Below are 26,484 nucleotides of genomic sequence, written 5' to 3'. Positions count from 1 at the left end.
GCGGGCTGGGTATTACCCGGCCATGATCTGGAACCTTCTTCGCCGCATCGTCCTGACCGCTGTACTCGTCCCGCTCGGCGTCGCGGGAGCCCGCAAGCTCAGCGACACCGTCGAGCGTCGCCGTGGACCCAACAATCGGCTGTCGCGTTACCTCCGCCAGGGCGCGGGTACCGCGGAGACCCTCTTCGGCCGCAAGAAGCGGCGCCGCTTCGGCTTCCTCTGATTGATTTCCGCGGCCATCGGGTAACGGCGGCGACATGCGAACCCCCCGCACGATCGCCGTCGTCGCCCACCAGCGGAAGACCCTCGGCGGCGGCCTCGACGAGCTGCGCCGCCTCCTCACCGGGCGCGGCGTCGAGAAACTGATCTGGCACGAGGTACCGAAGAGCCGCAAGGCCCCCAAGAAGGTGCGCAAGGTCGTCGCCGCCGGTGTGGACCTGCTCGTCGTCTGGGGCGGCGACGGCATGGTGCAACGCTGTCTGGACGTACTCGCCCAGGAGAAGGGCGGCAACAAGATCCCGGTGGCGATCATGCCGGCCGGCACCGGCAACCTGTTCGCCGGCAACATCGGCATCCCCACGGACCTTCCGGAAGCCGTCGACATCGCCTTCACCGGTGACCGCCGCCGATTCGACCTCGGCCGGCTCGCCGGTGAGCACTTCGCGGTGATGGCCGGTGTGGGCTTCGACGGCGCCATGATCAAGGACGCGGACGGGGCGCTGAAGGATCGGCTCGGCAAGCTCGCGTACGTCTGGACCGGCATCCGCCACGTCAACGGCGAAGCGCCGCAGGCAAGGATCAAGGTGGACGGCACCGACTGGTTCGAGGGTGAGGCCAGCTGTGTCCTCATCGGCAACGTCGGCACCATCACCGGCGGCATCCACGCCTTCGACGACGCCGCTCCCGACGACGGCTGGCTCGACGTCGGAGTCGCCACCGCCCAGAACGCCCTGCAGTGGGCCCGCGCCCTCGGCACCATGGCGGTCACCCGGTCCGACAAGTCGCCGTTCGTCCGTACCACCCGGGCACGCCGTATCGACGTCACCCTGGAGTCGAAACTCGAGTACGAACTCGACGGAGGCGCCCGGTCGAAGACGAAGAAGTTCACCGCCGAGGTGGTCCCGGGAGCCGTACAGATCTGTGTGCCGCGGGAACCGAACGGCGGATAGCCGGGGCCCGGCCGGCATGCGGGGCGAGGGCCCGGAGCGGGCGATGCGCCGGCACACCGGCTGTCCACCCCGGGCCGCCGACCGGCGCGACGCGCCGCTGCTCCGCGCCCGTTACGGGATCCCGCTGCCCGCATCGTTCAGCTGATCTGCTGCCACCAGCCGTCCACCGGCGGCGGGTTGTCGACGTCGACCCGCTCACCGGGCCGCGGCACGGCCAGCCGGACATCGCGGGCCTTGGCCTCCCGCCAGGTGCGGTCGGCCGGTTCCGACCAGTCGTGCAGGGCCAGGTTGAAGGTCGCCCAGTGCACCGGGATCATCAGTCCGCCGCGCACGTCGACGTGGGTGGCGACGCCGTCCTCCGGCGTCATGTGGATGTCCGGCCAGGCGTCGCCGTACGCCCCGATCTGCACCAGGGTCGCGTCGAACGGCCCGTACGACTCGCCGATCCCGGCGAATCCGGGGAAGTAGCCGGTGTCGCCGGAGTAGAACACCTTCCGGGTCGGTCCGTTGATCACCCAGCTGGCCCAGAGCGTCTCGTCACGGGTCAGCCCACGGCCGGAGAAGTGCCGGGCCGGCGTGGCCACGAACTCGACCCCGGCGACCGTGGCCGTCTCGTTCCAGTCCAGCTCGACGATCCGGCCGGCCGGGACACCCCAGCGCTCCAGGTGCGCCCCCACCCCCAGCGGAACCAGGAACTTCGCCGCCTGCAGATCGGCAAGCGTCTGGATCGTCACCATGTCCAGGTGGTCGTAGTGGTCGTGGGAGATCACCACCGCGTCGATCGGGGGCAGCTCGCGCAACGCCACCGGCGGCTCGTGCAGCCGGCGCGGGCCGGCCAGCCGGGACGGCGAGCACCGGTCGCTCCACACCGGGTCGAGCAGGACCCGGCGGCCCTCGATCTCGATCAGGGCGGACGAATGGCCGTACCAGGTGATGTGAAGACCGGAAGCGTCGCCGCCGGGAGCCGGGGTGACAAGCGGGACCGGAAGGTGCGGCCGCCGGGCCTCCCGGCCGGTGGCCGCCGCGGCCGCGAGCCGTGGCATCGACGCGGCGACGAGTTCGGTGGCCGGCACGGTGTTGCGGAACTTGCCGCCGGAGAACTGCGGCGACGACTCGACCCGGGTCCGGCGGGAACCGGCTGCCCGGCCGCCGAGCTGAGCGGGAATGTCACGGGCGGCCCAAGCCGCCGCGGCCGCCAGCGCCAGTGCCATCACGGTACGCGTTCGTTTCGCCATGGTCTCCAGTCTGGCCTGCCCCGGTAGATGACGGCCAGCGCCTGCCTCAGCGTCTCCTCAGCAAGTGACCGGTATGACACACTGCCGCGGTGACGCAAGACACCCTTCAGGCGCAGACCCACCTCATCGTGCGCCAGCGCATCCGCCTCATGGTCAACCAGTACGAGGTCCACGCCGTCTCACCCGACGGTCAGGAGGCCGGCATCCTCGCCTTCGCCCAGCAGAAGCGGCTGGCGTTCAAGGAGCAGGTGACCCTCTACACCGACGACACCAAGCAGACACCGCTGCTCGGTTTCAAGGCCCGGCAGGTCATCGACCTCGGCGCGACCTACGATGTGACCGACGCCAACGGGCAGCCCATCGGCCTGTTCCGGAAGAACTTCGCGGCCTCGCTGCTGCGCTCCAGCTGGATCGTGGAGCAGCCCGGCTACGGCGAGATCGCCGGCCAGGAACGCAACCAGTGGGTGGCGATCCTGCGACGGTTCGTCGACTACCTGTCGTGGCTGCCGTACCACTTCGACTTCACCATCCAGGGCCGTCCGGCCTTCTCGGTGGTGCGTAAGTGGGGTCTGCGCGACACGTACCAGGTCAGCGTCCATGACCAGTACCTGGACCGCCGCCTCGTGATTGCCATGGCCGTCGCGCTGGACGCTCTGCAGAGTCGGTAGATTCACAGGGATGGACGATCCACGTGCTCAGCGCCTCTTCGGTGACAGTCTGGTAGCTCCCGGAGATCTGGCGCAGAGCCCGTTCCGGGTCGACCGGGACCGGATCGTCAGCTCACCCTTCCTGGCCCGTCTCGCCGGGGTCACCCAGGTGATCAGTCCCGGCGGGGCGGGGCTGCTCGTGCACAACCGGCTCACCCACAGCCTCAAGGTGGCACAGGTCGGCCGGGCCATCGCCGAACGGTTGCGGGCCTCCGACCCTGATCTGTCGGAGAAGCTCGGGGGCTGCGACCCCGACGTGGTCGAGGCCGCCGCGCTCGCCCACGACCTGGGGCACCCGCCCTTCGGTCACCTCGGCGAACGGGTCCTGGACCGGCTGGCCCGGCAGCGGCTCGGACTGCGTGACGGCTTCGAGGGCAACGCCCAGTCGTACCGGATCGTCACCAGTACCGAGATCGGCGCCCAGGCCACCATCGGCCTCAACCTGACGAACGCGGTCCGCGCCGCCATCCTGAAATACCCGTGGACCCGGCGCACCCACCCCGACCCGCATCCGCGCTTCATGGATCCGCCGCCGCGCGGTGCCGCCGCCGTCCCCGACGACCCGGACGGCGGCTCGCAGAAGTTCGGCGCCTATTCCACCGAGATCGCCGACGTCCGCGCCGCCCGGGCCCCGTTCGCCGGGCGGGTCGCCGACTGGCAGCAGACCGTCGAGGCCTCGGTGATGGACACCGCCGACGACATCGCCTACGCCATCCACGACCTGGAGGACGTGCACCGGGTCGGCGTCCTCCAGCAGGGCCTGGTCGCCACCGAACTGATGGCCTGGCAGCGCTGGGGCAGCGAGTCCGACCTGACCAGGGCCGGCGGCGCCATCGAGTCCCTGCGCCGGCAGCTGCGCCGCAAGGAGGGGTGGATCGCCGACGACGAGGCCTTCGCCGACGCCGTCGAACTGGTCCGCGCCGAACTCGTCGACGGCCTCCTGGCCCGGCCTTTCGACGGCTCCCTCGAGGCCGAGGCGCGGGTGGCCGCCTTCTCCGCCAACTGGACCCGCCGCCTCGTCGAATCCGTCGAGCTGATCGGCCAGCCCGCGATCCGCAGCGGTCACGCCCAGCTGGCCCGCGCCCAGTGGCACGAGGTGCAGATTCTCAAGTTCGTCCAGAACCGGTTCGTGCTCGAACGGCCCGACCTCGCCCTGCACCAGCGGGGTCAGGCCCGCCTCCTGGCGTCCCTGGTCGAGGCCCTGTCAGCCTGGCTCACCGACCCGGACGAGGAACAGCGCCTTCCCCGCCGCCTCCGCGACCTGGTCGAGCTCGCCGTGGCCGAACTGCCGGCCGGCACCCCGGAACGCCTCACGCGGGCCCGCGGTCGAGCCGTCATAGACTTCGTCGCCGGTCTCACCGACAGCCAGGCCGTCGGCCTCATGGAGGCGCTGTCCGGCCGTTCCCGGCAGCTGTGGACCGACGCCTTCGTCCTCTGACCCCGCCTCCCGGTGCGGTCGCTTCCGTCCGGCGAGCTGCGTCTCCCGGTGCGGCCGCTTTCTCCCGGCGGCCCCGGCCAGGCGCCAGATCCCTCAACCCCTTTTCCGGTACGGGCTCCGCCGCCCCTCAACCGCACCTCAGACCGTCCCGTGGCTCCGCCCGCGAGGTGGCTCACTCCCGCCACCAGGGCCCCTATCGGGCTGAATCCGTGCTCCCCCTTACCCCACCCCCGGCCAGACCTCAGCGCTGTATCGGGGCCCTGAATGCAGCGCTGGGTTCTGGCTCGCCGGACCCTGGGCTGTATCGACGTCCGGCCAGCAACGCTGGGTTCTGGCCCGCCGGACCCCGGGTTGTATCGGCGCTCGGCCAGCGATGCTGGGGTCAGGCCGTCGGACCGCGGCCAGACCCCAGGGCTGTATCAGCGCCCGCGAAACGGCGCTGGGTTCTGGCCGCCGGACCGCCAGAGCCCTGGGCTGTATCGGGCCTTGGATACAGCGCTGGGCTCTGGCCGCGGGGCCCACCGCAGCCCGGCGGGGGCCCTGGGGGTGGGAGTGGGCAGCCACGTCGCTGGTGTGTCACGGGACGGTCTGAGGTGCGGTTGGGGCGGCGTAGCCCGTACCAGACGAAGGGTTAGACCAGGAAGCCACCGCCTGCGTGGATGTTCTGGCCGGTTATCCAGGCGGAGTCGGGGCCGGCCAGGAAGGCGATGACCGCAGCGACGTCGGCCGGGGTGCCGAGGCGCTGCAACGCGGTGAAGGCCGCGACTCGTTCGAGCCCTTCGGGAGTGTTGACCGAGCGCAGCATCTCGGTGTCGGTGGCGCCGGGCGAGACGGTGTTCACGGTGATGCCGCGCGGGCCGAGCTCGCGGGCCGCGACCTTGGTCACCTGTTCGAGGGCCGCCTTGCTCGCGCTGTAGAGGGCACCGCCGGGGCCCGGCACCACGGTGTTGATGCTGGAGATGTTGATGATGCGGCCGCCGTCGCGCATGAGCGGGGCGGCGGCCTGCAGGGCGAAGAGCGGGAACTTCGTGTTGATCGTCATGATCCGGTCGAAGTCGGCCGGGGTGATCTCGGTGATGGGCTTGGCGAGGGCCACCCCAGCGTTGTTCACCAGGATGTCGAGGCCGTCCCGGACCGGTTCGAAGACGGCCGGGAGGGTGTCGAGGTCGGCCTGGTCGCAGCGGACCGCGACCGCACCGGTCTCGGCGGCCAGGGCGTCGGCGGCATCCCCGGCCGAGCGGTAGGTGAACACGACCCGGGCGCCGTCGGCTACCAGACGCAGCACGGTGGCCCGCCCGATGCCGCGGGACCCGCCGGTGACGAGGGCGGTCTTTCCGGTCAGAGCGAGTGTCATACCCGTCGATGCTAGGGGCCGGAGGCCGGGACGGTGGGCGGTCAGGCGGGGCGGAGCCGGAGGGCTGCGGGGGCGTGGGCCGGGACGGCGGGGGAGCGCGGCGCGACCGGCGTGACCCGCTGGTAGGCCTCCCCGAGTCCGGGCCGCGGGTCGGGTTCGCCCTTGTTGGGCCAGAGGGCGACGGCCCGTTCGGCGAGAGCGGTGATCGTCAGGGACGGGTTGACGCCGAGGTTGGCGGGGACCGCGGAGCCGTCGATGACGTGCAGGCCGGGGTATCCGTAGACCCGGTGGTACGGGTCGACGACCCCGGTCGCCGGTGAGTCGCCGATGGTCGCGCCGCCGAGGATGTGCGCCGTGAGCGGGATGTTGAAGATGTCGCCGACGGTGCCGCCGGGGTAGCCGCCGATCCGGTCGGCGATTCTGCGGACCGCCTCGTGGCCGACCGGGATCCACGTGGGGTTGGGTTTGCCGTGCCCGAGTGAGGTGGTGAGCCGGCCGGTACGGGTGCGCCGCACCGTCAGCGAGTTGTCCACCGACTGCATGACGAGCGCGATGATGGTCCGCTCGCTCCATCGGCGTACCGACAGCGAGTGCCCGAGCATGACCGGATGCCGCAGGGCCTGCCAGAGGAAGCGCAGTGGTCGCGGCACCCGCCCGCCGCCGTCGACGAGGATGGTCGAGAGCAGGCCCATGGCGTTGCTGCGCGGCCCGTACCGGACCGGTTCGATGTGGGTGTCGGCGTCCGGGTGGAACGACGAGGTGATCGCGATGCCCTGGGAGAACGGCTGTTCGGGTACGTCCTTGGTGGCGGCGCCGAGCAGGGCTTCCGAGTTGGTCCGGGTCAGCTGCCCGAGCCGGCCGGAGAGTCCGGGCAGCACGCCGCGGTCCTTCATGGTGTGCAGCAGCCGCTGGGTGCCGAGCGCCCCGGCGGAGAGGATGACCTGCCCGGCGGTGAAGACGCCACGCCGGGTGCCGATGCGCCAGCCGTCGCCTTCCTGATGGAGCGCTGTGACCTCGGTGTCCGGGTGGACCGTGACTCCGGCGCGTTCGGCCAGGTAGAGATAGTTGACGTCGAGCCGGTTCTTGGCGCCGATCTTGCACCCGATCATGCAGTTGCCGCATTCGATGCAGCCGGTGCGTTCCGGGCCGGCGCCACCGAAGTACGGGTCGGGCACGGTCTTGCCGGGTTCGCCGAAGAACACCCCGACGGGGGTACGCCGGAACGTGTGCCCGACGCCCATGTCCTCGGCGACCTGTTTGATCACCACGTCCGACGACGTCATGGTCGGCTGTTCGTTGACGCCGAGCATCCGGGAGGCCTGGTCGTAGAAGGGTGCCATCTCGGCGGACCAGTCGGTGATGTGCGACCAGTTCGGGTCGGCGAAGAACGGTGCCGGCGGCACGTACAGGGTGTTGGCGTAGACGAGCGAGCCGCCGCCGACGCCGGCCGCGGACAGCACCATGATGTCCTTGAGCAGGGTGATCCGCTGCATGCCGCGGAACCCGAGCCGGGGTGCCCAGAGGAAGTTGCGCAGGTCCCACGAGGTCTTGGGCAGGGTCTCGGGGGTGAACCTGCGGCCGGCTTCGAGCACGGCGACCCGGTAGCCCTTCTCCGCCAGCCGCAGTGCGCTGACGCTGCCACCGAAGCCGCTGCCCACGATCACGATGTCGAAATGCGTCATCGGGTCACCTAAGCATTACCGGCTGGTAACCATCAAGGGGTCAGCGTCGATATATCCTGATCGAGTACCCGACGTGGTCTATCTCCCGGGATGTGGCGATCATCTGTTTCAGGCGGGGCCCGGCCAGGGCCACCCGCGAGTCGGAGACCACCAGCAGACCGCGGACCTCGTCAAGCGGCACGGTGTACGGATCACGCGCCGCGATCCCGTAGTAGGAGGGCACGCCGGAGCCCTTGTAGATCAGCCACACCCGCTCACCCGGATATCTCGTGCGCAGATGCCGCCCGAGCCGGGCCAGGTCCTGCCCCCAGTCGACGTTGGAGTCGTGCAGGTTGAGGTGGGTCCGGGAGGTCCCGCCGAACGCCTCGTTGGAGTACGGCAGGTAGTACGGGAAGGTCAGCACCGAACTCGCCGCGACCCAGAGCACGAGCAGGCCGGCGGCGATCCGCGACCACTTCCACTCGATCAGTGCCACCGCCCCGGCGGCGACGGCCAGGAACATCGGCAGGTGGATGGCGTACCGGGTGCCGTAGTTGCGTGCCCCGGCCATCGTGACCAGCAGGAGCCCCACCGAGACCGGCAGCAGGTAGAGCAGCGCGGCGCGCAGCCGTGGCACCACCAGCATGGTGACGATCCCGCCGGCCCAGAGCGCCAGCATCGCCAGCGGCGTCTTGATCAGGATCGCGACCGGCATGTAGTACCACAGCGACCCCTTGTAGGACTCGCCCAGGAGGAACCCGTTGAACACCCGGTTCTCGAACTTGAATTGGATCAGCATCCCGTCGCGGTAGGGCTGCGGGAAGGGCAGCAGGTTCACCGCCAGGCCCTTGAGGCCCTCGACGTCGGGCAGGCCGGGCGGTGCGGCCCAGCGCAGGCGGGGGTCCACCGCGAGATAGACCAGCCACACCACGGCCACCGCGATCACCCCGGCACCGAGCGCCGCTCCCGCGGAGATCAGCAGGCGGCGCCTCAGCTCATCGGTCCGCGCCCGCCAGACCGACAACCCGGCGAGCAACACCACCAGCGGTACGGCCGGGAGCACACTGGCCCGCGTCGCGAGGGCCGCACCCAGCGCGGCCCCGGCCAGGGGCACGTACCGGCCCGGCCGGGTCCGGGCGCGCCAGGCCAGCCAGAAGGCGGTGAGCAGCATCCCGGCGGCCGGCACGTCGAGGGTGGCGAGTGAGCCGTGCGCGATGACGTCGGGGGAGAAGCTGTAGAGCGCGAGCGCGATCAGCCCGGCCCACATCCCGGCCAGGTCGCGCGCGAAGAAGAACACCACGAGCCCGAAGGCCAGCGTGAGCAGGATGACCGGCAGCCGGGCCAGCAGCATCAGCTGGAACGGGTTGTTGCCGCTCTCGTACAGCAGATGTCGTCCGAGCCTGGTCTGGTTGCCGGGGTAGGCCGGGTCCAGCTCGGCGCCGGCGAAGGCCGTCCCGGTCGCGATGATCAGCTTGCCGAGCGGTGGGTGCTCCGGGTTGTAGCGCAGGCTGTGCTGCTGCCGGTAGACCTCGGCGGTGGCCACGTAGACCGGCTCGTCGATGGTCGGCGACTGCTGCATCGCCGTGGTGACCATCGCGAACGCCATCTGCCCCAGCATCGCCACGACCGCGAGGATCTGGAGCAGGCGGTGGCGTTGCATCGGGCCAATCTAACCGTGGTCGTCTCAGACGCCCACTGTACGGGTCGCCACCAGCCCGCGTGTCGCGTCGCCGGTCACCGACGGTATCTGCAGGGCCCATCCCCCGGTGAAGCAGTCGTCCCGGGCGATGGTCATCGCGCCGAGGCGGCGGCGTTCGTCCGGCGGGTACGCCTCGGCGCACGCGTCCTGCGGCAGCGCGAGTTGCGCGGCGTGCAGGAGGTCGTCGTCGGAGTGCACCGCGAAGTGCACGTGCGGCCAGTGCCCGGCGTGCGCACCGGGGAAGGCTCCGCTGAACGCGACCCAGCCGGCCGCGTCGACCGGCTGCCGGCTCAGGGACCGGTGGCCGCCGCAGTGCCAGAGGCTGACCGTGCAGCCGGTCCGTGGCCGGCCCGAGTTCGAGCTCACCAGCCGCAGTTTGACGGTCAGCGGCACACCGGAGGCAGGTTCGGTCATGGCGGTCCGTTCGGCAGCTCTCCCGGCTCGGTGAACACTTCGCCGGTGGCAGAACGGGAGCACCCCCGGCGCGGCGTGCGCGCCGGGGGTGCCGGGTCCGGGTGACCTCAGACCGAGGACGGAACGCGGTCCGTCTCCTGTTCGTCGTGGGCGGCCCGGGCGGCGGCCAGCTTGCCGGGGAACTGCTGGCAGGTCCGGAGCAGCTTGTAGATCAGGAACATCTCGAAGGCGAGCAGCGCGGCACCGGCCGCGATGGTGACCCCGAAGATGAGACCGGTGATCGGGCCGATGATGAAGACGAACATCTCGTACTCGATGCCGCTGAACAGGTGGGTGCGGATCCGGTTGCGGCGCAGCGTCGCGCCGATCCGGTTCTTCAGCGAGCCGCCGCCGGCCGGGGCCGGAGCGGGAGCGGGCATCTCGTCGCCCGGCTCGCCCATGTTGGCGCCCGGCTCGGCCTGCGGCACGACCGGCAGACGGTAGGCGGCGATCTGGTCGCGCATGCTGGCGCGCACCTTGGTCATCTGGGCGCTGTTCAGGTAGCGGAACAGGTCCAGGAAGACGGCCACGGCCATCAGCCACAGGTACGCCACGTTGCCGGTCTGTACGTACTGGCCGCCGAAGAGAGCCAGCGCGATGAAGAAGACCCGGACCCGGTCGAGCACGAAGTCGAGCCACTGCCCGAACATCGTCCCCGTCCCGTTCAGCCTCGCGATCTTGCCGTCCATGCAGTCGACGACGAAGCTGATGTGGAACAGGATGCCGCCGGCGACGAGCGCCCACCGCTCACCGGTGGCGAAACAGGCGGCCGCCCCGAACCCGAAGATCGAGGCGACAAGGGTCAGAACATTCGGTGTGATCCATCGGTACGGCGCAACCAGACGCACCAGCCGAGCCGCCAGTGGATCGACCAAAAGCACGGTCCACCACGCGTCAACCGGTTTGTAAGTCCGTTCCCGGATTTCCTGCAAGGTCACCTTCACGCGCGGCACTTTAGACCTTAATCCCATGAGAACGCTACGTGGCCCGCCGGTGAACCGGGGCCGCTACCTGCGGTGATACCGATCAAGGCGGCCCGTAGTCGGAAATCTCGGCAAAGTCACAACACGGTCTCGCTCGTTGTTGTAGAGCACAATCCTACGCGCGCTCCCCCGGGTCGGCACGGCAACCTCACCCGGCGCGCAGCTCGGCGCCGACCTCGTGCAGATGCCGGAGCGCCTGGCGATAGGAATCCACCAAACCGGTCATCTCGTACGTGACGCCGATCTCGGCACAGTAGTCGCGCACGATGGGCTGGGCCCGTCGCAGGTTCGGCGTCGGCATGGCCGGGAACAGGTGGTGCTCGATCTGGTAGTTCAGCCCGCCCAGCACCGCGTCGACGAACCACCCGCCACGCACGTTGCGGGACGTCAGTACCTGTTTGCGGAGAAAGTCCTCGGTGCCGTCCGGGTGCGGCATGCCCTTGTGGTTCGGGGCGAACGTCAGGCCCAGGTAGAGCCCGAAGAGAGCCTGGTGCACGACCAGGAACGCCAGCGCCTGGACCGGTGACAGGACCAGGAGCAGCGCGGCGGCGTACGCCAGGAAATGAACCGCGAGGAGCGCGGACTCGAGGCCGCGTCGCTTGACCGACCCCTCGCGGAGCGCGCGCACGCTGTCCCGCTTGAGGGAGACACCCAGGAGGGTGAGCAGCGGGAAGAAGAACCACGCCTGATGCCGGACCAGGAAGCCCTTGCCGCGGGCGCTCTCGGCGGACCAGACCAGCACGTCCGGGCTGACGTCCGGGTCGAGGTCGTCGTGGTTCGGGTTGGCGTGGTGCTTGGTGTGCTTGTCCATCCAGTAGCCGTAGGACATCCCGATCGCCAGGTTCCCGGCGATCATCCCGGCCCGCGCGCTCGGCGTGTTCCGGCGGAACACCTGCCGGTGCGCCAGGTCGTGCGCCACCAGTGCCACCTGCGCGAACGCCACCGCCAGGAACGCCGCCACGGCGAGCGTCCACCAGGAGGCGCCGACCAGGAAGAAGGCGGTCCATCCGCCGGCCAGGGCGAGGGTGACCAGGCTCAGGCGGACGGCGTAGTGGCCCGGCCGTCTGCGCAGCAGCCCGGCCGCGTTGATCCGGCGGTTGAGTTCGGCGAAGTCGCTGCCGGTGGCCCGTGTCTCGGCTGTCGTCGTCATGCTCCAAGCGAACCGGCGAAGTGATCGGCGGGCAGGAGTGCCAGGCCACCGGATCACGGTAGTGCTGGCACTACCGACAACCTGGCGCCCGCTGGCGAGGATGGTGACATGGACTCCCGTGACTGGATCCGCGACGGCGTTCGCGCCGTGGCCGGCGGGTTGATCGCCGTCCCGCTCGCCATCGTCAACCTGCCACTTTTCGTGTTGTTCGCGGTCGCACTCGTGCTGACCCCCGTGCTCGGTATCGGGCTGGTGCTGCTGCCGCTGGTGACGATGCTGATCCGGGCCCGCGCCGACCTGGCCCGCCGGCTCGCCGCCGGCCGCGGCGTGCCCGTCCCCCGGCCGTACCGCCCTCGTCCGGAGAAGGTGGTCTTCGGCAGCCTGCGCCACTACCGGTGGCTGGTCACCGACCCGGCGACGTGGCGTGACGTGGCGTGGCTGGTGCCGGGCGCGGCGGTGGGCCTGGTCCTGGCCATGCTGACGCTCGCCCTGCCCGTCTACGGCGCCGAGGGCATCCTGCTCATCCCGCTCTGGATCTGGCTCGGCACCGACGAGTACGGCTACGGGATGATCTGGCCGATCGAGACCATCGGCGAGGGCTTCCTGTCGCTGCCGCAGGGTGCGCTGATCCTGGCGATCGGCATCGCCGCGGCGCCCTACCTGCGACGTGCCGACGCTCTGTTCAACCGGTTGTTCCTGGCCCCCACCCGGGCCGCCGAGCTGCGCATGCGGGTCAGTCAGCTCACCGTCACCCGGGCCGACACGGTCGACGCCCAGGCCGCCGAGCTGCGCCGGATCGAACGCGACCTGCACGACGGCGCCCAGGCCCGGCTAGCCGCCCTCGGCATGACGATCGGGCTGGCCGAGGAGATCGTCGACGCCGACCCGGCGATGGCCCGCAAACTGCTTGCCGAGGCCCGCGAGACCAGTTCGGCGGCGCTGGTCGAGCTGCGTCACCTGGTCCGCGGCATCCACCCGCCGGTGCTCGCGGAGCGGGGTCTGGAGGGTGCGGTGCGGGCCCTGGCGATGGCCCTGCCGATCCCGGTCACGGTGACCGCGGCGCTGCCGGGGCGGCTCGACACCCCGGTCGAGTCGGCGGCCTACTTCGCGGCGGCCGAGGCCATGGCCAACACGGTGCGCCACAGCGCCGCGTCGAACGCCGCCGTGGAGTTGTGGCACACCGGGGAGACGCTGCTCCTGCGGATCAGCGACGACGGCCGTGGCGGGGCCGACCCGTCGGGCGGCACGGGACTGCGAGGCATCGAACGCCGACTCGCCGCCTTCGATGGCACGATGAGCCTGTCCAGCCCGCCGGGCGGACCGACCGTCGTGACCATGGAGCTGCCGTGCGCGTTGTCCTCGCCGAAGATCTCGCCCTCCTCCGGGACGGCCTGACCCGTCTCCTCGAGGCGTTCGAGTTCGAGGTGGTGGCGTCCGTCGACAACGGACCGTCGCTGCTGCCCGCCCTGCTGGAGCACAAGCCGGACGTGGCGGTGGTGGACGTACGGCTGCCGCCCACCTTCACCGACGAGGGACTGCAGGCGGCGATCACGGCCCGGCAGCGGGTGCCCGGTCTCCCGGTGCTGGTCCTGTCGCAGCACGTCGAGCCGCTCTACGCCCGGGAGCTGCTGACCGACCGGGCCGGCGGGGTGGGCTACCTGCTGAAGGACCGGGTGGCGAACGTGGCCCAGTTCGTCGACGCGGTGCGCCGGGTGGCGGCCGGCGGCACCGCGATGGACCCGGAGGTCGTCTCGCAGTTGCTCGCCCGCCGCCAGTCGCCGCTGGCCGCACTTACCGCCCGGGAGCGTGAAGTGCTGGGGTTGATGGCCGAGGGCCGGTCGAACGGGGCGATCGCCGCCAAGCTGTTCGTCGGGGAGAAGGCGATCAGCAAGCACATCAGCAGCATCTTCACGAAGCTGGGCCTGCCGCCCTCCGACGACGACCATCGCCGGGTCCTGGCCGTCCTCGCCTACTTCAACGTGTGAGTCTCGCGATCCGCCCGTCGCGGCCCGACGCCCAGCAGGAGCCGTCGCCGGTGCAGGCCACCGCGTCGAAGCTGCCGGTGTCGAACCGGCGCCAGGTGACGCCGCCGTCGAAGGACACGTCGCTGCCGGTCGGCCCGACCGCCAGCGCGGTACGCCCCCGCCACCAGGCCACCCCGGACCGGTACTCGCCCGGAACCTTCCTCGACACGGTCCAGTGCCGGCCGCCGTCCCGGGTGACCGCCGATCCGTCCGGCGCGGCCGTCTCGGCGTTGTAGTCGCCGCCGACCGCGATCCCGTGCCGGCTGTCCCGGAACGCCAGCGAGTAGATCCCGGCGCTGGGCCCGCTCGGCACCGGCGAATCGGTCACCCGCCAGGTGCGGCCGCCGTCGCGGGAGCTGAACACCCGTGCGGTGGCGCCGCCGCCGGTGGCGAACCAGGTGTGCCGTCCGGATGAGACGATGCAGGTCCCGCTGGCCGCGAACGCGAATTCACCGGGCAGCGCGTCGGGCATGCCGCCGGTGGGGCGGACCTGCCAGCTGCGGCCGCCGTCGCGGGTGGCCAGGATGCGGAACTTCCCGCCAACCGGGTCGGACAGGGCCAGGCCGTGCCGCCGGTCGGAGAACGTGAGGCAGTCGTAGAAGGCCGTCGGCTCGTCGTTGCGGAAGGTCTCGGTCCAGGTGCCCCCGCCGTCCGAGGTGGCGTAGACGCGGGAGTCCGGGCCGTTGCCGATGGTGAGTGCCACCGCGTTGCGGGAGTCGAAGGCCTCGATGTCCCGGAACTGGAGCGCGGCTGCCTCGGGCGGCCCCACCGAGGACCAGTTGCGGCCGCCGTCGACGGTCCGCAGCACCGTTCCGGCGGATCCGGCCGCCCACGCCACGTGTGCGTTCACGGGCGCGAGCCCACGGAACCGTGCGGTCGTGCCGGTGTCGGTGAGCTGCCAGGACAGTCCGGGGCCCGGGGTGAATCCGGTGCCACCGGCCACGACGAGGGCGAGCACTGCTATGGACAGCTTTCGATGCAACGTCATGCCGGGGAACCTACCGGTTCAGACGGTGGATCTCGACGGTCCCGGTGACGGTACGGGCGCGCGCGCCGGACCGTCGTCAGCGAGGAGCCGCCCGGCGAGCAGGCCGCAGCCGAGGACCAGTACCGCGGCGATCATGGCGATCACGCCCTGGAGCACGGGGCGCCGCCGCCGGCCGGGCAGACGCTGGAACCCGCTCAGCGCGTCGTTCATCGCCGCCTCCTCTCCGCATCCCACCTCGATTCTCAACGTGCGGGCCGCTTCGGGGGATGTCACTCGTTCCGGGTCAGCCGAACAACCGGGTACCAACCCCGTGTCCGTCGCTTCACGATTGAGGCGGGTATTCGCTGATAAGAGAGGCCTGCCGATGGACGACCGGTTCAGGGCGGATTTCCGGCGCGGCGCTCTCACCGTGCTGATCGTGTCGACGATGGCGGCGATCCTGGCCGGGCTGGCGGTCCGCGCGTACGCGGAGGAACGGCCGGTGAACGAGCGGTTCGGTGACCGGCCGGCGGTCAGCCCAGCAGAGCCCTCAGTCGCAGACTGTCCTGTGTCGTCCAGCCCGGTGGCGGGGCGATAGCGGCCCACCCGTCAACCGTCTCGGACTTGTACGAGTGCCCGTGCCCGGTCGGCACCTTGTTGGAGAAGACCAGGTCGCAGGTGATCTGCCAGAACGTGATGCCCGGGTACCAGTGCATGTCCGGGGTGACGTCCGGCGCCCGCCGCCCGGTCAGCCACTCCGGCTTCTTCCACAGCAGATCCCAGCTCCACCAGACCACCGGGTCGGTGGCGTTCTGCAGGTAGACCACCTTGGGCCGGGAGCCGGTCGGATCGCGGAGCTCGGCCGCGTCGTCGGCGAACTCGACCGGCAGGCCCGGATAGCTCGGATCCCAGACCGGGCTGCCCGGCACCCGGCCGGCGGTGAGCTCGCGATGGGTCGGGTTGGCGAACGTCGGCCCGAGCAGCAGCGCGCCGTCCGCCCCGTCGACCAGGCGTTGCGGCGTACCGAAGGTCATCTCCATCCCGTACGTCCCGAGGCTCTCCCCGAACAGCAGCAGCCGTGGCCGGGTCGCGGCCGGCAGCCGGGACCAGCGCTCCCGGACCGCGCCGATCAGCGCGTCGGCCGCGTCCGCCACCTCGGAGCGGTCACCCATGAAGGCGAAGAAACTCGGCAGGTACGAGTACTGCATGGACACCAGCGCGGTGTCCCCGGCATACATGTACTCCAGGGAGCGGGTCACCTTGTTGTCGACCCAGCCGGTGCCGGTCGGGGTGAAGACGGCCACCACCGAGCGTTCGAACGCCCCGGTCCGGTCCATCTCGCGGACCACCAGCTCGGCCCGTTTCTCGACGGTGCCGGCCGAACTGAGCCCGGCGTAGACCCGGATCGGCTCCAGCGCGGGCCGCCCGGCGAACTCGGTGAGTTGCTCGCCGGTGGGGGCGCCGGCCACGAACGCACGGCCCTGCCGGCCCAGCGTGTGCCATGGCACGAACGACTGCGGGCCGCCGGAGCGCAGTGCGGAGGCCGGAACGGTCACGCCGTTGCCGGTCCCGCTGTTCTCCACGGCGGCGAGCCGGTCGGCGGTGGCGAACAGGTTGGCGACCAGCAGGCCGTCGAAGGCACCGTACGCCAGAACGGCCACCACCAGCGTGCCGGCGCAGTAGGCGGCCGGTATGGGGAACACCCGCCGGAACACCAGGGAGCAGCCGTGGGTGGCGAGCCGCAGCATCCGGGCGATCAGCAGCAGCAGCCCGAAGGTGAGCAGGCTGATGCCGACGGTGCGGGCCACGTCGTACTCCGGGGCGGGTGGCATTCCGAGCCGGAGCCGCAGATCACGCTGCCACCGGGTGCCGAGCCAGAGGAAGATCGCCACCAGGACGGGAAGCGCCGCGGCCAGTAGAAGCCACGCGATCCGGGTGGTCCCGGCGCGGAAGGGCCCCCGCACGCGGCGGACCAGCGCTCCGGCCGCGGCGCCGGACGCGTACCCCATGGCTGCCGTGATGCCGGCCACCACGCCCTGCAGGAACCAGGCCCGGGGCAGCAGTGACGGAGTGAAGGAGAGGCAGTAGAAGACAGCGGCGAGGCCGGCGCCGGCGAGGCTCAGACCGGACCGGACGATCCGCCGCCGGGGTGGTGGGAGAGCCGGGAGGACGAGGGGCGAGTCGGCGAGGGGGCGGCGAGGGGAGGGGATCCGGGCGCGGAGCGCCGCCGGCCAACTGGGCGGGGACGCCACTACCCGTCTTCGCATCCGGTGCTCCGTTCGTCGGACCGGTCGCACCGGGCGTGACGACCTCCACCCGACGCGCTGCCTCCCCATTCTCGTGGCTCGATGCCGCTGGGCGCCGCCCTATTTCTCTCCGGGTATTCCCTGGTTTCCTGCCCGGGGATCGTTCACTCCGCGCCGCGCCTGCCGATGACAAGCGGTGAGGAGGAACGCGATGCGGCTGCGTAACTGGATCGCGGTGCTGGTCAGCGTGTTGTTGCTGGCTGGTGCCGGGGTCGCCGGCATTCTGGTGAACCGCTCGACCGTCAAGGCGGTCGAGACCGTTCACCAGAACGACACCACGGCGCTCGGCACCAACAACGGCACCCTGACCGGGCAGTTGCAGAAGAACTCCACGCTGGAGCTCGGCAAGCTGCTCGGTTCCGGCTCCATGCGCCTGGGCGCGAAGGATGCGAAGGACCGGATCACGTTGTCCGTCCTCGCGGCCAAGAGCACCACGTTCCAGTACGGCATGGCCACCGCGAGCCAGGACCGCGATCTCCTCACGGCGAGCCGGGCCTCAGGCCTCCCGCCGGCGTCCGACCCGGCCTGGGCGCCGATGTGGGAGTCGCTCGAGACGCGTGACTTCGGCTTCTCCGGTGTCATGCCGGCGGGCGAGACGTTCGTGACCGCGGTCGCTATCCCGATCAAGGTCGGTGGCGGGCTGGTCGGATACCTGATCGGTTTCAACCAGGTCGCCGCGACCCCGCTGCACGGCTACATCCGCGAACTGCGCAGTGACGTCCACAAGACGATGATCGTGGACACCGCCGGCCGGATCGGGGCCGCCAGTGACGACGCGCTCGTGGGCGGAGCGGTCAACGGGGCGATCCGGCCCGAACTGGGAAGGCCCGGCAGCCGTTTCGTCGAGTACGTCGAGAACGACGTGAAGATGATCGCGGTGGTGGTCGGGGTGCAGCCGAGCGGCTGGTCCTATGTGCGGACCCAGACGAAGGCCTACTTCGACGGTGCGGTCTACAGCCGGAGCCAGACGCTGAACCTCACCCTGCTCGTGATGCTGGTCATCGGTGTGGTGGGCATCACGGTGCTCGGTTACCGGACCCAGATCACGCGGCGGCGCGCCGACGAGCGGTTCCAGGCACTCTTCCAGCACGCCCCGGACCTGGTCTCGGTGCTCGACATCAACGGCCGGATCATCTTCAGCAGCCCGAGCACCACCTCGGTGCTCGGCTTCAAAGCCGGCTCGCTGGCCGGGCACGGCGTCTTCGACGTGGTGCACCACGAGGACCAGCCGCAGATGCGCGAGCAGCTCGGCGCCCTGGTCGCCGACCCGGACGGGGTGCTGCGGCTGCAGTGCCGGGTGCGGACCGCGGGCGGCGAGTTCCGCTGGTTCGACTTCACCGCCTCCAACCAGATGCACAACCCGGCGCTGAACGGTGTGGTGATCAACGCCCGGGACATCTCGGAGAACCGGGCGTTCCAGGAGCGGCTCGAGCACGAGGCCCAGCACGACCCGCTGACCGGTCTGCCCAACCGGCGCCGGATGCAGGACAAGCTCAACTCGACGCTGCGCGCCGGCGCGGTCGCGGTGCTCTTCGTCGATCTGAACGGCTTCAAACCGGTCAACGACGCGCACGGCCACGAGGTCGGTGACGAGCTGCTGCGTCAGGTGGCGGACCGGCTCAGCGCGTGTGTACGGTCCGAGGACGTGCTGGCCCGCGTCGGGGGCGACGAGTTCGTCATCCTGATGCCGGGCGTGATGACGGCCGAGGACGCGGTGGGCATGAGCGGCCGCGTACGGTACGTCCTCGAGCTGCCGTTCCGGATCGACGGGCACGAGATCGGGATCGGGGCCAGTGTCGGGGTCCACCTGGCACCGGCCGCGACGGACCCGGACGAGGCCCTGCGCGCCGCCGACCACGCGATGTACGAGATCAAGCACACCAGCCGGATTCCGGCCGGGGTGACCGTGAGGGTGGGCCGGCACCGCGCGGTGGACTAAACTTCGTGCACACTGGGTGCATTAAGTTTCGACCGAAACGGTGGTGACCGCGGTGTCAAAGGTGTTCTCCCGGCGGGATCTCGACTTCCTGCTCTACGAATGGCTCGACGCCGAGGCGCTGACCGCCCGGGAGCGGTTCGCCGAACACTCCCGGGAGACGTTCGACGCCTTCCTGGACGTGTCCCAGCAGATCGCCGAGCGGGACTTCGCGCCGCACAACCGGACCGGCGACCTGAACGAGCCGACCTTCGACGGCGAGCGGGTCACGATGATCCCGGAGGTCGGCCGGGCGCTGAAGGTCTTCGCCGAGTCCGGGCTGATCGCCGCCGGCTTCCCCGCCGAGCACGGCGGCCTGCAGTTGCCACACGTGGTGCAGCGGGCCTGCTTCCTCTGGTTCCAGGCCGCCAACACCGGCACCTCGGCGTACGCCATGCTCACCTCGGGCAACGCGCACCTGCTCCTGACGCACGGCACCGAGGACCAGATCCGCCGCTACGTCCATCCGATGCTCGAGGGCCGGTTCACCGGCACGATGTGCCTGTCCGAGCCGCAGGCCGGATCCTCGCTGAGCGACGTGGCCACGAGGGCCGTCCGGCAGGACGACGGCACGTACCTGGTCAACGGCGGCAAGATGTGGATCTCCGGCGGCGACCACGAGTTGAGCGAGAACATCATCCACCTGGTCCTGGCCCGGGTCGCCGGCGCGCCGGCCGGGGTCAAGGGCCTGTCGCTGTTCATCGTGCCGAAGAAGAACCCGGACACCGGCGAGCGCAACGGCGTGGTGCTGGCCGGGCTCAACCACAAGATGGGCTACCGCGGCACCACCAACACGGTGCTCGCCTTCGAGGACGCCGTCGGCGAACTGGTCGGCGAGGAGGGCCGCGGCCTGGCGTACATGTTCCTGATGATGAACGAGGCCCGGATCGGCGTCGGCTCGGGCGCGGTCGCCCTCGGCTACACCGGATACCTGCACGCCCTGTCCTACGCCCGCGAGCGGCAGCAGGGCCGCCCGGTCGCCGGCAAGGACCCGGCGGCGCCGCCCGTCCCGATCGTCGAGCACCCCGACGTGCGCCGCATGCTGCTCGCCTCGAAGTCGTACGTCGAAGGTGGCCTGGCCCTCGTTCTCTGGGCGGCGAAGCTGCTCGACGAGCCGTCGCCGGAGAACGACCTGCTCCTCGACACGCTCACGCCGATCGTGAAGGCCTGGCCGTCGCAGTGGTGCCGGCTCGCCGACGACCACGCCATCCAGGTGCACGGTGGTTACGGCTACACCCGCGAGTACCCGGTCGAGCAGTTCTACCGCGACAACCGCCTGAACTCGATCCACGAGGGCACCGACGGGATCCAGGCCCTCGACCTGCTCGGCCGCAAGGTCATCCAGAAGGGCGGCGCCGGCCTCGCGCTCCTGCTCGACCGGATCCGGGTTACCGCCGTGCGGACCCCGGAGCTGGGCGCCCATGTCTCGAAGGCAGCCGACCGGCTCGCCGCTACCACCGCCAAACTATGGGCCGACGGTGACGCGGCAAAGGCGCTGGTCAACGCCACGGCATATCTGGACGCCGCCGGCCATCTGGTGATCGCCTGGCTGTGGCTGGAACAACTGCTCGCCGCCGAGGGCAAGGAGGGTGACTTCTACGAGGGCAAACGCCTCGCCGCACGGTATTTCGTCACCCATGAGCTGCCCCGGATCGGGCCCATGCTCGACCTGCTCGACTCGGGCGACACCCTGCTTCGGGACATGGACGACGCCTGGTTGGGCTAGTTTCAGGGCATGGCAGGTAAAGCCACGATCATCGAAGTCGGCGACTACGAGGTCCGGGTCTCCAACCCAGACCGCGTGTACTTCCCGGAGCTCGGCGCCACGAAGCTCGACCTGGTCGAGTACTACTTGGCGGTGAGCGACGGGATCGTCCGCGCGCTGCGCGAGCGACCCTGCATGCTGCACCGGTTCCCGGACGGCCTCTCGGGGGAGAAGGTGCACCAGAAGCGGGTGCCGAACGGCGCCCCGCCGTGGCTGGAGACGGTCCGGGTCAAGTTCCCGCGCTACAACCGGCACGCCGACGAACTGTGCGTCACCAAGCCGGCCGACGTGATCTGGGCCGTGCAGATGTCCACCGTGGAGTTCCACCCGTGGAACTCCAGGCGGGCCGACACCGAGAAACCCGACGAGTGGCGCATCGACCTCGACCCGATGCCGGACTGCCCGTTCGACACGGTCCGCCGGGTCGCGCCGGTGGTCCGGGAGGTCCTCGGCGAGCTGGGCATCACCGGTTTCCCGAAGACCTCCGGCGGCAAGGGCCTGCACGTCTACGTGCGCATCGATCCCCGCTGGGACTTCTCCGACGTACGCCGGGCCGCGCTCGCCTTCGCCCGCGAGGTGGAGCGGCGCGCCCCCGACGACGTGACGACCACCTGGTGGCGCCGCGACCGCGACCCGAGCGCGCTGTTCATCGACTACAACCAGAACGCCCGCGATCACACCATCGCGAGCGCCTACTCGGTGCGGGGCGTGCCCACGGCCACCGTCTCCACCCCGGTCACCTGGGACGAGATCCAGGACCTCGACCCCCGGGACTTCACCATCCGTACGGTCCCCGCGCGCTTCGCCGAACTCGGCGACCTGCACGCCGCCATCGACGACCACGCGTACTCGCTGGACACCCTGCTGGAGTGGGCCGACCGCGACGAGAAAGCGGGCCTGACCGTTCCCGACGAGAAATCCCAGGACTGACCGGGAACCGATCACCGGCCACCCGAACGCCGGACCGAGTCTATCGCGCGCTTGCGGTCACCCTGCGCCGTGACGACCGGGCGTCCGAAGCGACCGCCGAGGCGATGTCCCGCGCCTATGCTCGCTGGTCCACGGTCCGCCGGCTGGACAACCCGGCCGTCTGGGTCTTCCGGGTGGGCCTCAACTGGGCCACCTCGTGGTGGCGCATGATCCAGGGGTTGATCACCGCGGCGAAGCCGTGCCGGCAGCCCGTCCGGCGGTGCTCTCCCGGACGATCAGCCGGTGCGGAGCGCGTACCTCAAGGCCCTCGGGGGGTGTCGCACTGGTGATGCGCAGCAGCAGCCTCTCCACCGCGGTGGTCGCGATCATCTCCTTGTCCGGGGAGATGGTGGAGATCGTCGGGTTGGAGAACCGCCCGTCCTCGATGTCGTCGTAACCGATGACCGCAACGTCCTCGGGCACCCGCAGTCCACGCGACACGAGCGTGCGGATGGCGCCCAGCGCGACCAGGTCGGAGTAGCAGAACACGGCGTCCGGTGGTTCCGGGAGGTCGAGCAGGTGGGCCATGGCCCGCGCGCCGTCCGGCCGGTTGAACCGGGGTGTGCTGATGATCAGGTCCTCGCGGGGGGTGAGCCCGCGGGCCGCATGGGCCTCGCGGAAGCCCTGGGTGCGCCGCTGGGCCGCCTCGCCGGTGGCGTACGGCTGGTCGCCGATCGCGGCGATCCGCTGCCGGCCCAGGTCGAGCAGGTGCTCGGTGGCCTGGCGGGACGCGGCGACGTCGTCGATGCCCACGTGGTCGAAGGTGCCGTCGCTCGACCGTTCGCCGAGTATCACCAGCGGCAGGTCGGGGTCGCGGTCGGCGAGGGCCTGCTGGTCGAGACCGAGCGGGCTGAAGATGATGCCGTCGAACAGCAGCCGGCGCGAGCCGTGCGCGATGAACGCCCGCTCGTGTTCCGGGTCGCCGTCGGTCTGGTCGATCAAAACGTTATAGCCGCTGATCCGCGCCGCTCGGATGACGCTCTGCAACAACTCGGAGAAGTACGGGGTGTCCAGGTACGGAACGACGACCGCGATCTGCCCCGATCGGCCCTGTGCGAGGTTGCGGGCCAGCACGTTGGGCCGGTAGCCGAGCTGCTCGACCGCACGTTGAACGCGCTCTCTCGTGTGTTCGGTGACGTTGGCGTAGCCGTTCACCACGTTGGAGACGGTTCGGCTGGAGACGCCGGCCAACTCCGCGACGTCACGCAGAGTGACTTCTCGACGCATTCTTGCCCCCTCTGACCGCCCCAAGTTTCCGGCAGGTTACCCCTTGCCGACGTTCGGGGTGCCGTGCATGCTTTGCTTTGCAGCGCTGCAAAAGCGTAGCAACATCGCTCGACCAGCGGTGAAGACCGTTGGGCGTGCGAGCCCCGGCCTCATGGCCGACCCCCGGTGTGCCAGCACCGGAGGTCGGCTCTCCGAGCCCTTACCAGGCCCGGAAATGATCAACTGGATACGCATCTACTCGTCTGTGAGGACCCAGTGAACATCGGCAACTTTAGTGCACGGAAAGTCAGTCGGCGATCAGTTGTGGCGGCGGTCGCGGCGACGGCCCTCGCGCTGACCGGGTGTACCAGCGGTGGCGACGACAAGCCCGCCGAGAAGCCGGCCGGACCGGTCACCATCAAGGTGTGGGCCTGGTACCCCGAGTTCCAGGGCGTCGTCGACAACTTCAACGCCACGCACACCGACATCAAGATCGAGTGGACGAACGCCGGCACCGGCCAGGACCAGTACACCAAGCTGCAGACCGCGCTGAAGGCCGGCAAGGGCGCGCCCGACGTGGCGATGCTGGAGTTGCAGGAGATCCCCACCTTCGCGCTCACCAAGCACCTGGTCGACCTGGGCAAGTACGGCGCGAACGACGTCAAGGGCGACTACGTCGAGTGGGCGTGGAAGCAGGTCAGCTCCGGCGACCAGGTCTACGCGATCCCGGTCGACGCCGGGCCCATGGCGATGATGTACCGCGAGGACATCTTCAAGAAGTACGGCCTGACCGTGCCGAAGACCTGGGACGAGTACAAGCAGCAGGCCGAGAAGCTGAAGACCGCCTCGGCCGGCAAGAGCTTCATCACCGACTTCGGCGCCAACGACGGCGGCTTCATGAGCGGCCTGTTCTGGCAGGCCGGCGCCCAGCCGTACAACTACGACCTGGCGAACCCGACAAGCATCGGCGTGAACGTCAACAGTGCCGAGGCCAAGAAGGTCATCGAGTACTGGGAGGGCATGGTCAACGCGGGCCTGGCCGACACCACCGCGTTCCACACCACCGACTTCTACAACGGGCTCGGCTCGGAGAAGTACGCCACCTACCTCGCGGCCGGCTGGGGCCCCGGCTACATCCAGGCCAACGCCGCCAAGTCCTCGGGCAAGTGGAAGGTCGCCCCGCTGCCGCAGTGGGTCGCCGGCGAGAACAAGCAGGGTGACTGGGGCGGCTCCTCGTTCGCCGTCACCGACCAGGCGAAGTACCCTGACGTCGCGGCCAAGGTGGCCATGGAGCTCTTCGGTGCCAAGAACACCGAGGCCTGGAAGATCGGTATCGACAAGGCGTTCCTGTTCCCGACCGCCACCCCGGTGCTGGAGTCCGACACCTTCAAGAACAAGCAGTACGACTTCTTCGGCGGCCAGAAGGTCAACGAGGTCTTCGTGCCCGCCTACAACGCGATCGGCCCGTTCTCCTGGAGCCCGTTCAACAGCTACAACTTCAACCAGCTGACCACCAACATCAACCAGGCGATCGAGAAGAAGACGTCCTGGACGGCGGCGCTCGACACGGCGCAGGCGAACGTCAAGACCTACGCCACCCAGCAGGGCTTCAAGGTCCAGTAATGACCGAGGTACAGAATTCCCCCGCGGTCGCTCCGGCGGCCGCGGGGCCCTCGGTGAAGACCGGACGGCGCTCCCACCTGCGGGAGGCCGCCACCGGCTGGCTGTTCGTCCTGCCCTTCGCGGTGCTGCTCGTCGCGTTCCTGCTGCTGCCGATGGCGTACGCGTTCAAGATCAGCCTTTATCGGTCGACCCTGATCGAGGGCGAGGTCTTCGCGCTCTTCGACAACTACAAGCAGGCGATCGACGACCCGCTGGTCCGTGAGGGCGTCGTCCGGGTGCTGATCTTCGGACTGATCCAGACCCCGGTCATGATCGGGATCGCGCTGCTCGCGGCGCTGCTGATCGACGCGGCCACCTCGCGGTTCTCCCGGTTCTTCCGGCTCGCGGCGTTCGTCCCGTACGCCGTCCCGGTGGTCATTGGCACCCTGATGTGGGGCTTCCTCTACAGCGACAGCATCGGCCCGTTCTCCGCCCTGGGCATCGACTTCGTCTCCAGCGACACGGTGCTGGCCTCGCTCGGCAACATCGTCACCTGGCAGTGGGCCGGTTACAACATGATCGTGCTGTACGCGGCACTGCAGGGCCTGCCCCGGGAGACCTACGAGTCGGCCCGCATCGACGGCGCGACCGAGGTGCAGATCGCACTCCGGATCAAGACACCGATGATCGCCTCGGCGCTCGTGCTGGCCACCCTGTTCACGATCATGGGGACCCTGCAGTTCTTCACGGAGCCGCTGATCCTGCAGCCGCTCAACCCGGGCGCGATCACCCAGCACTACACCCCCAACGTGTACGCCTACCAGCAGGCGTTCTCGTTCCAGCAGTACAACTACTCGGCGGCGATCTCGTTCCTGCTCGGCGCGGTGGTCTTCATCGGGTCGTACATCTTCCTGTTCGCCACCCGGAAGCGGAGCGCGCTGCGATGACGTTCAAGAAAGGCAGCGTCGCCGCCCACATCGTGATGGGCCTGCTGGCGATCTACTTCCTGCTCCCGTTCTGGTGGCTCCTGGTCGCCGCGACCAAGAACAACGACGGCCTCTTCCAGTCCGCGTCGCTGTGGTTCAGCGACTTCCAACTGATCGACAACCTGAAGCTGCTGTTCCAGCAGGACGGCGGGGTGTACGTCACCTGGCTGCGCAACTCGGCGTTCTACGCGGTGGTCAGCGGTGTCGGCGCCACAGTGATCTCGGCGCTGGCCGGGTACGCGTTCGCCAAGCTGCGCTTCCCGGGCCGCAACGCCCTGTTCGCGCTGCTGCTGGGCCTGATCATGGTGCCGGCCACGGCGCTCGTGCTGCCCACCTATTTGCTGATGTCGCAGGCGAACATGGTCGACACGATCTGGGCGGTGATCCTGCCGTCGCTGCTCAACCCGTTCGGCGTCTACCTGCTCCGGGTGTACGTGCACGACTCGATCCCGGACGAGATGCTCGAAGCGGCCCGCATCGACGGTGCCGGCGAGTTCCGGGTGTTCCGCAGTGTGGCCCTGCCCGCGATGAAGCCGGCCCTGGTCACCGTCCTGCTGTTCAGCATGGTCGCGTCCTGGAACAACTTCTTCCTGCCGCTGGTGATGCTGAGCGACGACCAGCTCTACCCGCTCACCGTCGGCCTCCGGGCCTGGTACATGTCGGCGATCATGGGCAACGGCGGAGCGGCCACGTTCAACGTGATCGTGACCGGCGCTCTCGTGGCCATCGTCCCCCTGATCGTGGCCTTCCTGATGCTCCAGCGGTACTGGCGTGGCGGCCTGACCATCGGCTCGGTCAAGTAGCCCTCCCGTACCCGCGCATCTCGTCTTCTTCT

Annotated in this window: 23 protein-coding genes; 12 read left to right on the top strand and 11 right to left on the bottom strand. The window is 69.9% G+C overall.

Annotated elements, in window-relative coordinates:
• Positions 1 to 22: 22 nt before the first annotated feature.
• The gene (locus tag AB0G04_RS15680) at positions 23 to 223 is read left to right on the top strand and encodes a hypothetical protein (RefSeq protein WP_360982479.1); all 201 of its coding nucleotides are present in this window, start codon (positions 23 to 25) and stop codon (positions 221 to 223) included.
• 34 nt (positions 224 to 257) lie between these two features.
• Positions 258 to 1,169, top strand: a complete 912-nt coding sequence (locus AB0G04_RS15675; RefSeq protein ID WP_360982477.1) for a YegS/Rv2252/BmrU family lipid kinase — start codon at positions 258 to 260, stop codon at positions 1,167 to 1,169.
• Positions 1,170 to 1,306: 137 nt separating this feature from the next.
• Here AB0G04_RS15675 and AB0G04_RS15670 read toward each other — a convergent pair whose 3' ends face one another.
• Positions 1,307 to 2,404 (bottom strand): MBL fold metallo-hydrolase, encoded by a 1,098-nt coding sequence (locus tag AB0G04_RS15670; RefSeq protein WP_360982475.1) that lies wholly within the window; start codon positions 2,402 to 2,404, stop codon positions 1,307 to 1,309.
• 149 nt (positions 2,405 to 2,553) lie between these two features.
• On the opposite strand from AB0G04_RS15670, the gene AB0G04_RS15665 reads away from it, so the two are divergent.
• Positions 2,554 to 3,072 carry a hypothetical protein gene (locus AB0G04_RS15665; protein ID WP_360982816.1) on the top strand — a complete coding sequence of 173 codons (519 nt, stop codon included), beginning with the start codon at positions 2,554 to 2,556 and terminating at the stop codon, positions 3,070 to 3,072.
• 10 nt (positions 3,073 to 3,082) lie between these two features.
• Positions 3,083 to 4,549, top strand: a complete 1,467-nt coding sequence (gene dgt, locus AB0G04_RS15660) for a dGTP triphosphohydrolase (protein WP_360982473.1) — start codon at positions 3,083 to 3,085, stop codon at positions 4,547 to 4,549.
• 631 nt (positions 4,550 to 5,180) lie between these two features.
• Here dgt and AB0G04_RS15655 read toward each other — a convergent pair.
• The 6 genes from AB0G04_RS15655 to AB0G04_RS15630 all read right to left on the bottom strand — a co-directional run bounded on the left by AB0G04_RS15655 (position 5,181) and on the right by AB0G04_RS15630 (position 11,849).
• A complete protein-coding gene (locus tag AB0G04_RS15655; protein WP_360982471.1) occupies positions 5,181 to 5,903 on the bottom strand; it encodes an SDR family oxidoreductase in 723 nt (240 codons plus the stop codon).
• A gap of 41 nt (positions 5,904 to 5,944) precedes the next feature.
• Entirely contained in the window at positions 5,945 to 7,585 is a 1,641-nt protein-coding gene (locus AB0G04_RS15650) for a GMC family oxidoreductase (protein ID WP_360982469.1), read from the bottom strand.
• A 40-nt stretch (positions 7,586 to 7,625) separates the two neighbouring features.
• A complete protein-coding gene (locus AB0G04_RS15645) occupies positions 7,626 to 9,224 on the bottom strand; it encodes a phospholipid carrier-dependent glycosyltransferase (protein ID WP_360982467.1) in 1,599 nt (532 codons plus the stop codon).
• A gap of 24 nt (positions 9,225 to 9,248) precedes the next feature.
• Positions 9,249 to 9,677, bottom strand: coding sequence for a hypothetical protein (locus tag AB0G04_RS15640; protein ID WP_360982465.1), 429 nt, complete (start codon positions 9,675 to 9,677; stop codon positions 9,249 to 9,251).
• A 107-nt stretch (positions 9,678 to 9,784) separates the two neighbouring features.
• Positions 9,785 to 10,564 carry a CDP-alcohol phosphatidyltransferase family protein gene (locus AB0G04_RS15635; protein WP_360982463.1) on the bottom strand — a complete coding sequence of 260 codons (780 nt, stop codon included), beginning with the start codon at positions 10,562 to 10,564 and terminating at the stop codon, positions 9,785 to 9,787.
• Between the two features lie 283 nt (positions 10,565 to 10,847).
• Positions 10,848 to 11,849, bottom strand: coding sequence for an acyl-CoA desaturase (locus AB0G04_RS15630; RefSeq protein ID WP_360982461.1), 1,002 nt, complete (start codon positions 11,847 to 11,849; stop codon positions 10,848 to 10,850).
• A gap of 108 nt (positions 11,850 to 11,957) precedes the next feature.
• Here AB0G04_RS15630 and AB0G04_RS15625 point away from each other — a divergent pair, with 108 nt between their 5' ends.
• Both AB0G04_RS15625 and AB0G04_RS15620 read left to right on the top strand, forming a co-directional pair.
• Positions 11,958 to 13,244 carry a sensor domain-containing protein gene (locus tag AB0G04_RS15625; RefSeq protein WP_360982459.1) on the top strand — a complete coding sequence of 429 codons (1,287 nt, stop codon included), beginning with the start codon at positions 11,958 to 11,960 and terminating at the stop codon, positions 13,242 to 13,244.
• Entirely contained in the window at positions 13,196 to 13,834 is a 639-nt protein-coding gene (locus tag AB0G04_RS15620) for a response regulator transcription factor (protein ID WP_360982457.1), read from the top strand. Before AB0G04_RS15625 ends, AB0G04_RS15620 begins: the two co-directional genes overlap by 49 nt.
• Here AB0G04_RS15620 and AB0G04_RS15615 read toward each other — a convergent pair.
• The 3 genes from AB0G04_RS15615 to AB0G04_RS15605 form a co-directional block, all read right to left on the bottom strand.
• Positions 13,824 to 14,861 (bottom strand): oxidoreductase, encoded by a 1,038-nt coding sequence (locus tag AB0G04_RS15615; RefSeq protein WP_360982455.1) that lies wholly within the window; start codon positions 14,859 to 14,861, stop codon positions 13,824 to 13,826. The two genes, AB0G04_RS15620 and AB0G04_RS15615, sit on opposite strands and share 11 nt — an antisense overlap.
• Positions 14,862 to 14,879: 18 nt before the next feature.
• Positions 14,880 to 15,071, bottom strand: coding sequence for a hypothetical protein (locus tag AB0G04_RS15610; RefSeq protein ID WP_360982453.1), 192 nt, complete (start codon positions 15,069 to 15,071; stop codon positions 14,880 to 14,882).
• A 302-nt stretch (positions 15,072 to 15,373) separates the two neighbouring features.
• Positions 15,374 to 17,107, bottom strand: coding sequence for an alpha/beta hydrolase (locus AB0G04_RS15605; protein ID WP_360982452.1), 1,734 nt, complete (start codon positions 17,105 to 17,107; stop codon positions 15,374 to 15,376).
• A gap of 190 nt (positions 17,108 to 17,297) precedes the next feature.
• Between AB0G04_RS15605 and AB0G04_RS15600 the strand changes: the two genes are divergently transcribed.
• The 3 genes from AB0G04_RS15600 to ligD are packed head-to-tail and all read left to right on the top strand — an operon-like array spanning position 17,298 to position 21,816.
• The gene (locus AB0G04_RS15600) at positions 17,298 to 19,085 is read left to right on the top strand and encodes a sensor domain-containing diguanylate cyclase (RefSeq protein WP_360982450.1); all 1,788 of its coding nucleotides are present in this window, start codon (positions 17,298 to 17,300) and stop codon (positions 19,083 to 19,085) included.
• Between the two features lie 43 nt (positions 19,086 to 19,128).
• Positions 19,129 to 20,847, top strand: coding sequence for an acyl-CoA dehydrogenase (locus tag AB0G04_RS15595; protein ID WP_360982448.1), 1,719 nt, complete (start codon positions 19,129 to 19,131; stop codon positions 20,845 to 20,847).
• 9 nt (positions 20,848 to 20,856) lie between these two features.
• Positions 20,857 to 21,816, top strand: a complete 960-nt coding sequence (gene ligD / locus AB0G04_RS15590) for a non-homologous end-joining DNA ligase (RefSeq protein WP_360982446.1) — start codon at positions 20,857 to 20,859, stop codon at positions 21,814 to 21,816.
• A gap of 222 nt (positions 21,817 to 22,038) precedes the next feature.
• On the opposite strand, the gene AB0G04_RS15585 is transcribed toward ligD, so the two are convergent.
• The gene (locus AB0G04_RS15585; RefSeq protein ID WP_360982444.1) at positions 22,039 to 23,082 is read right to left on the bottom strand and encodes a LacI family DNA-binding transcriptional regulator; all 1,044 of its coding nucleotides are present in this window, start codon (positions 23,080 to 23,082) and stop codon (positions 22,039 to 22,041) included.
• Between the two features lie 303 nt (positions 23,083 to 23,385).
• Between AB0G04_RS15585 and AB0G04_RS15580 the strand changes: the two genes are divergently transcribed.
• From AB0G04_RS15580 to AB0G04_RS15570, 3 genes are read left to right on the top strand one after another with little or no spacing between them, the layout of a single operon-like run.
• Complete coding sequence (locus AB0G04_RS15580) at positions 23,386 to 24,684, top strand: extracellular solute-binding protein (RefSeq protein WP_360982442.1); 1,299 nt, start codon at positions 23,386 to 23,388, stop codon at positions 24,682 to 24,684.
• Positions 24,684 to 25,610 (top strand): sugar ABC transporter permease, encoded by a 927-nt coding sequence (locus AB0G04_RS15575; RefSeq protein WP_360982440.1) that lies wholly within the window; start codon positions 24,684 to 24,686, stop codon positions 25,608 to 25,610. Before AB0G04_RS15580 ends, AB0G04_RS15575 begins: the two co-directional genes overlap by 1 nt.
• Positions 25,607 to 26,452: a carbohydrate ABC transporter permease gene (locus AB0G04_RS15570; RefSeq protein ID WP_360982438.1), complete on the top strand. Its 846-nt coding sequence runs from the start codon at positions 25,607 to 25,609 to the stop codon at positions 26,450 to 26,452. Before AB0G04_RS15575 ends, AB0G04_RS15570 begins: the two co-directional genes overlap by 4 nt.
• The last annotated feature ends 32 nt before the right edge of the window (positions 26,453 to 26,484 follow it).

It is taken from the genome of Actinoplanes sp. NPDC023801, from assembly GCF_040639655.1.
GTDB lineage: Bacteria > Actinomycetota > Actinomycetes > Mycobacteriales > Micromonosporaceae > Actinoplanes.
The sequence above is the reverse complement of the archived record's forward strand: the minus strand, read 5'-3'. Positions and strand labels throughout refer to the sequence as shown.